This is a genomic window from Deltaproteobacteria bacterium (assembly GCA_005879535.1).
In the GTDB taxonomy this organism is placed as follows: domain Bacteria; phylum Myxococcota; class Myxococcia; order Myxococcales; family 40CM-4-68-19; genus 40CM-4-68-19.
Map to the genome: position 1 here is coordinate 1 of VBKI01000019.1, position 5,210 is coordinate 5,210.

Here is a 5,210-nt window from a genome sequence, read left to right on the forward strand (position 1 = left end):
CCTTTCCGCCGCGGTGGGTCAGCCGGTACTCCTCGATGGCGGTGCGCTTGCCGTAGCCGTTCTCGGTCATCGTGAACAGCGTCGCGCCGGGGTTGGCCAGCTCGGCGCCGACGACCTTGTCGCCCGCTTCCAGCGTGATCCCCTTCACGCCGAAGGCCGCCCGACCCATGTGGCGGACCTCCTTCTGGTCGAAGCGGATCGCCATCCCCTGCGCGGTTCCGATGATCACGTCCTCGTCGCCGTTGGCGTGCATCACCGCCACCAGCTCGTCGTTCTCCTCGATGGAGAGCGCCTTGAGGCCGCTCGGCCGCGGCCGCGCGAACGCCTGGAGCTTCGTCCGCTTGATCAGGCCGTTCTGCGTGACGAAGACGATGTACGGCCCGGCTGCGGCCTGCATCGCCTTGGCCGCGACGCGCGTCGCTTCCGTCTCCTCGACCTCGTCCTCCGCGCCTGATTCCTCCGCCGCGGCCGCGGGCTCTTCCGGCGCCTCGGCGCCGTCGTCTTTCGCGCCCTGTAGCTCCTTCACAGGCAAGAGCGCGGCGATCTTCTCGTCCTGCGCGAGGGCCACGAGGTTCACGATCGCCTTTCCGCGCGCGGCGCGGCCCGCCTGCGGCAGCTCGTGCACCTTGAGCCAGAAGATCCGCCCCTTGCTGGTGAAGATGAGGACGTACGCGTGGGTGGAGGCGACGAAGATCTGCTCGATGAAGTCCTCGTCGGTCGTGCCCGCCCCCGCCTTGCCGCGTCCGCCGCGCCGTTGCGCGCGGTAGAGCGAGACCGGATTGCGCTTGACGTAGCCCTGGTGGCTGAAGGTCACCACCATGTCCTCTTCGGCAATCAAATCCTCGTCCGAGAGATCGCTGGCCTCGCCCTGGATGTCGGTGCGGCGCGGGTCGGCGAAGAGGTTCTTCACCTCGCGCAACTCGTCCTTGATCACGTCGAGCAGCAGCTTCTCGGAGCTGAGGATCGCGGAGAGCCTGGTGATGAGCACCTGCACTTCGGCCAGCTCGGAAAGGATCTTCTCCTTCTCCAAACCGGTCAGTCGCTGGAGCTGCATCTCCAAAATCGCCTTCGCCTGGATCTCGCTCAGTGCGTAGAACGACTGCAGCTTCTGCGATGCCTCGTCGCGGGATGCGCTGGCCTTGATCAGCGCGATGATCTCGTCGATGTGGTCGAGCGCGATCTTGTAGCCGAGCAGGACGTGCTCGCGCTCCTTCGCCTTGCGCAGCTCGTAGCGAGTGCGGCGGGTGACCACGTCGCGCCGGTGGGCGATGAAGCGCTCGAGGATCGGCTTGAGCCCGAGGGTGCGCGGCTGGCCGCGATCGATCGAGAGCATGGTGGCGCCGAACGAGTCCTGGAACAGCGAGCTGTGCTGGTACAGGTTGTTGAGCACCACGCCGGTGATGGCGCCGCGCTTGATCTCGACCACGGCGCGGATCCCTTCGCGGCTCGATTCGTCGCGCAGATCGGAGATGCCCTCGATCTTCTTGTCGTTGTGCATCTCGCCGATGGCCTGGATCGCCTTGGCCTTGTTGACCTGGTACGGCACCTCGGTGACGACGATGCGCTCGCGCTCGGTGCGCTTGTCGGTCTCCACGTCGACCTTGGCGCGCATCCGCAGGATCCCGCGGCCGGTCTCGTACAGCGCACGAATGGGCGCGACGCCCATCAGGATGCCACCGGTGGGAAAGTCGGGCCCCTGGATGCCGCCCATCAGCGTGCCGCCGAGCTTCGGATCGAGGAGCTGCCCGAGCGGCGCCTCGGGATGATCGATGAGATGGATCGTGCTCTCGATCACCTCGCCGAGGTTGTGCGGGGGGACGTTGGTGGCCATGCCCACCGCGATTCCGGCGCTTCCGTTCACGAGCAGATTGGGGAAGCGCGTCGGCAGGACCAGCGGTTCGGTGGTGGAGTCGTCGAAGTTCGGGCCGAAGTCGACGGTCTCCTTGTCGATGTCGGCCAGCATCATCTCGGCGAGCCGGGTGAGCCGCGACTCGGTGTACCGGTAGGCCGCGGCAGAGTCGCCGTCGATGCTGCCGAAGTTGCCCTGCCCGTCGATCAGCGGATGGCGCAGGTTCCATTCCTGCGCGAGCCGCACCAGCGCGTCGTAGACCGCGGCGTCGCCGTGCGGGTGATACTTCTTCAGCACTTCGCCGACGGTTCCGGCGCACTTGCTGTAGCGCTTGTTGTGCAGCATCCCCTGGTCGAACATCGCGTAGAGGATCCGGCGATGGACAGGCTTGAGCCCGTCGCGAACGTCGGGGAGGGCGCGCCCGACGATCACCGACATCGAATAGTCGAGATACGCCTGACGCATCTCGTCTTCGATGGCGACGGGAACGAGCTGGGGACCGGTTGCTTCTGCCATGCGGTTGCCTCGCGGAAGGACGGGTTGTTGTACCCGTTTCAGCGCCTTCCGGCCATCGGAAAGACGGGCAAGAAACCAGCCTGATTCCCGGCAGATCCACCGTCCGGAAAGCGCCCGCCCGCCGGGCGACTTTTGGCGGATCGCTACCCAGCTTGATGTGCGGAGGCAACCATGCGGAACATCGGAATCTCGCTTCTCGCGGCGGCGGCGCTGGCCCTGCCGGCGACGGCAAAAACGTCGAAGAAAACCGACGTCACTTGCAACGACGGCACGACCGCCAAGGCCGGCCGTGGCGCATGCTCACATCACGGCGGCGTCGCAGTCGCCAAGGCACCCGCCGACAAGGCCGCCAAGTCCGCCGACAAGGCGGAGAAGTCAGCAGACAAGGCGGCGAAGTCGAGCAAGAACAAGACGCGTGCCGAGCTGGACGAGGGCAAGAAGGAGACCGAGAAGAAGTCGGGCGGAATCCTCGACACCCTCTTCGGGCGAAAAAAGGCGGACACTGCCCAGGGCCGCAGCTCGAACACGACCCCGCGCGGCTCCACGCGGGACGAGAAGAGCAAAACGCCCACGGCGCGGTGCAAGGACGGAACGACGTCATACTCGGCGCACCATTCCGGCTCGTGCTCCGGGCACGGCGGCGTGGCGGAGTGGTTGGACAACAAATAGGTGGCTACAGATTGTCGAGGTGGCGCCGGGCCTCGCGCCCGGCGTCGCTGCGCGGATCGGCGTCTTCGGCTTTCTCGAAGCACTCCCGTGCCGCGGTCTTGTTGCCCTTCAGCTTGAGCGCGATGCCCTTGCCGAGGAGTGCCCCGGCGTGTCGGCGGTCCATGGCGAGCGCCTTGTCGAACTCGGCGATTGCCTTCTCCAGCTCGCCGTCGCCGAGCAGCTTGCGCCCTTCGGCGACGTAGTGATCGGCGTTGGAGACGAACTCCACGTCGAGAATCGCTTTGCCGACGACGTGCCCGAGGACGACGCGAAGCGGTCCGAACCACCAGAAGCTCGCCACCTCGGCGGCGGCCACTACGGCGATGGGGAGCTCGGCAATCTGCTTTCCACGGAACTTGATTCGCACCCGCGTGTGCTGGCCCTTCGACATCAGATCCCGCGCCTGCTCTGAGACCCTGGCAAACGCACCGTCGAGGCCTTCGTTGAGATCGACGGCCATCTTCTCGGCGGCGGGCCGCGCCTTGTCGGCGAACTCGCGTACCTTCTTTGCCGCGCGGTCGGCGAGCTCCGTCCAGTCGCCTCCGCCGTTGCCGGGCTTCGGCGCTTCTGCCCGCGCTTCGTCGCGAGGGGGTTGCGGCTGCCGCGCCTTGCGGGTGACCTTTTTACGTCGCGGTTTCGGCTCGGGCATGGGGCATTCTCCTCGCAGTTGCGTAGTATGCCCGCGCGGCCCCCCTGTCGCCACCGCGTGCTAGTCTTCCGGCCCCATGCCGGTCACCCGCGAGCGCGTCGACCCGCAACGCGATCATGACGCGCTCGGCCTCGTGCACCGCCGCTGGATCGTGCCCGACGACGTGCAGCGTCCGATGCCGCTGCAGGTCCTCGCGCGGCTCTGGCGCGGACTGATCGAGCTGCGCGTCCTCGACGGCGAATCCGAGGTGCGCCTGGTCCGGTTCAACGGAGAAGCCCTCGAGCTACCCGCGGCAGCCAGCGCCGGCGCGCTGCTGGCAGGCGCGGGCACGGCGAGCCTGGTGACACAGGTCGTCTGGACGGACGACGAGGGCCGTCGGGATCCCTACGCCGAGGGCGGGGAGCCGGATCCGGAAGGCTTTCGCGATTACACGCTTTACGCCGTCGACGTTCCCGGGCGCGTGCTGCTGCCGATTGCGCCGGTCGCGCGCCTGTGCGCGAGCTGCGGCCGCCGCGTCGAGATCGATCTGCCGCGCTTCGGTGAGGGCGTCCTGCTCGATCTCGATCAGCCGGTGTGCACCTGCGCAGCGAAGGCGGATCTCGCGCGCGACAAGGCCGAGCTGAGGAACGGCGCCGTGTTCCTCCTGGAGGAGATCTCCTGCCGGGCTGCCCTCAGCATCGAGCTTCCCCGGGCGCCACAAAGCGAAGAGCTCCCGGATGCGCAGGTCGCCGCGCTGATCCGCGAGACGTTCGGCGCTACCGACGAGCTTTCCGACGACTCCGTCGCTCCCGCGGAGTGATCCGGGCGCCAGACGGCGCGAACCTTGCGTAAGCCCCCCGCACCACCGGTCCGGTGTCTCGAAATCGGACCCGAACGGGGGACAAATGCATCGCGACCGCTGGACGCGGCCGGTCATCGCGGCCGCCACGGAGGTGCACCGCGTCCTCGGGGCCGGCCTGCTCGAATCCGTTTACAGACTCGCGCTCGTCGAGGAGCTTCGGAACCGTCGCATCCCGTTCGAGCAGAACAAGACGGTCCCAATTCGCTACCGCAGTCTCGTCCTGGTCACCGGCGTCGAGATCGAGCTGCTGGTTGCGGGGCAGCTGATCGTCGAGACCCTGAGTGCCGAGCGGATCACGGATTGGCACCGCGCCCGGCTGCTTACCCATCTGAAATTCTCCGGCTGCCGTTCGGGCCTGCTGATCAACTTCAACGTCGCTCATCTGTCGCGGGGCATCCGAAAGATCTTTCTTCGTACCCGCTAAGACGGGTCACCGGCGGCCGGCGACGAAGGCGCGGGCGGCGGCGCGCTCGACTTGCGCGCGGTTGGGCTCGTATGCCGGGTCGTCGGGGCGCATGGAGGAAAGGCGTTGCTGAAGGGTCTTCAGCTCGGACTCGGCGCGGCCGGGATCGATCTGATCGGCACGGACCGCTTCCTCGACGAGCACGCGGACGCGATCATTGCTCACCTCGGAGAATCCCTCGCCG

The 5,210-nt window shown here is 67.3% G+C and carries 6 protein-coding genes; 3 read left to right on the forward strand and 3 right to left on the reverse strand.

Translation table 11 applies throughout. From position 1 onward, the window contains the following. Positions 1-2,365, reverse strand: a 2,365-nt coding sequence (gene gyrA, locus E6J58_01055; GenBank protein ID TMB43207.1) for a DNA gyrase subunit A, incomplete at its 3' end; no start/stop codon positions are given. Between the two features lie 171 nt (positions 2,366-2,536). On the opposite strand from gyrA, the gene E6J58_01060 reads away from it, so the two are divergent. Continuing rightward, complete coding sequence (locus tag E6J58_01060) at positions 2,537-3,034, forward strand: DUF3761 domain-containing protein (protein TMB43208.1); 498 nt, start codon at positions 2,537-2,539, stop codon at positions 3,032-3,034. Positions 3,035-3,038: 4 nt separating this feature from the next. Here the strand turns inward: E6J58_01060 and E6J58_01065 are convergent, their stop codons facing one another. Beyond that, the gene (locus E6J58_01065; protein ID TMB43209.1) at positions 3,039-3,722 is read right to left on the reverse strand and encodes a hypothetical protein; all 684 of its coding nucleotides are present in this window, start codon (positions 3,720-3,722) and stop codon (positions 3,039-3,041) included. A gap of 76 nt (positions 3,723-3,798) precedes the next feature. Here E6J58_01065 and E6J58_01070 point away from each other — a divergent pair, with 76 nt between their 5' ends. Together E6J58_01070 and E6J58_01075 are read left to right on the forward strand one after the other, a co-directional pair. Then, on the forward strand, positions 3,799-4,521 hold the full coding sequence (locus E6J58_01070) for a hypothetical protein (protein ID TMB43210.1): 723 nt from the start codon (positions 3,799-3,801) through the stop codon (positions 4,519-4,521). 85 nt (positions 4,522-4,606) lie between these two features. Beyond that, positions 4,607-4,987 carry a GxxExxY protein gene (locus tag E6J58_01075; GenBank protein TMB43211.1) on the forward strand — a complete coding sequence of 127 codons (381 nt, stop codon included), beginning with the start codon at positions 4,607-4,609 and terminating at the stop codon, positions 4,985-4,987. Between the two features lie 6 nt (positions 4,988-4,993). Here the strand turns inward: E6J58_01075 and E6J58_01080 are convergent, their stop codons facing one another. Continuing rightward, positions 4,994-5,191, reverse strand: coding sequence for a hypothetical protein (locus tag E6J58_01080; GenBank protein ID TMB43212.1), 198 nt, complete (start codon positions 5,189-5,191; stop codon positions 4,994-4,996). Between the last annotated feature and the right edge of the window lie 19 nt (positions 5,192-5,210).

Excerpts from the sequence above, each read along its gene's own strand:
- E6J58_01075 (TMB43211.1), top strand. The coding sequence starts at position 4,607 with ATGCATCGCGACCGCTGGACGCGGCCGGTCATCGCGGCCGCCACGGAG.
- E6J58_01060 (TMB43208.1), top strand. The coding sequence starts at position 2,537 with ATGCGGAACATCGGAATCTCGCTTCTCGCGGCGGCGGCGCTGGCCCTG.
- E6J58_01070 (TMB43210.1), top strand. The coding sequence starts at position 3,799 with ATGCCGGTCACCCGCGAGCGCGTCGACCCGCAACGCGATCATGACGCG.
- E6J58_01065 (TMB43209.1), bottom strand. The coding sequence starts at position 3,722 with ATGCCCGAGCCGAAACCGCGACGTAAAAAGGTCACCCGCAAGGCGCGG.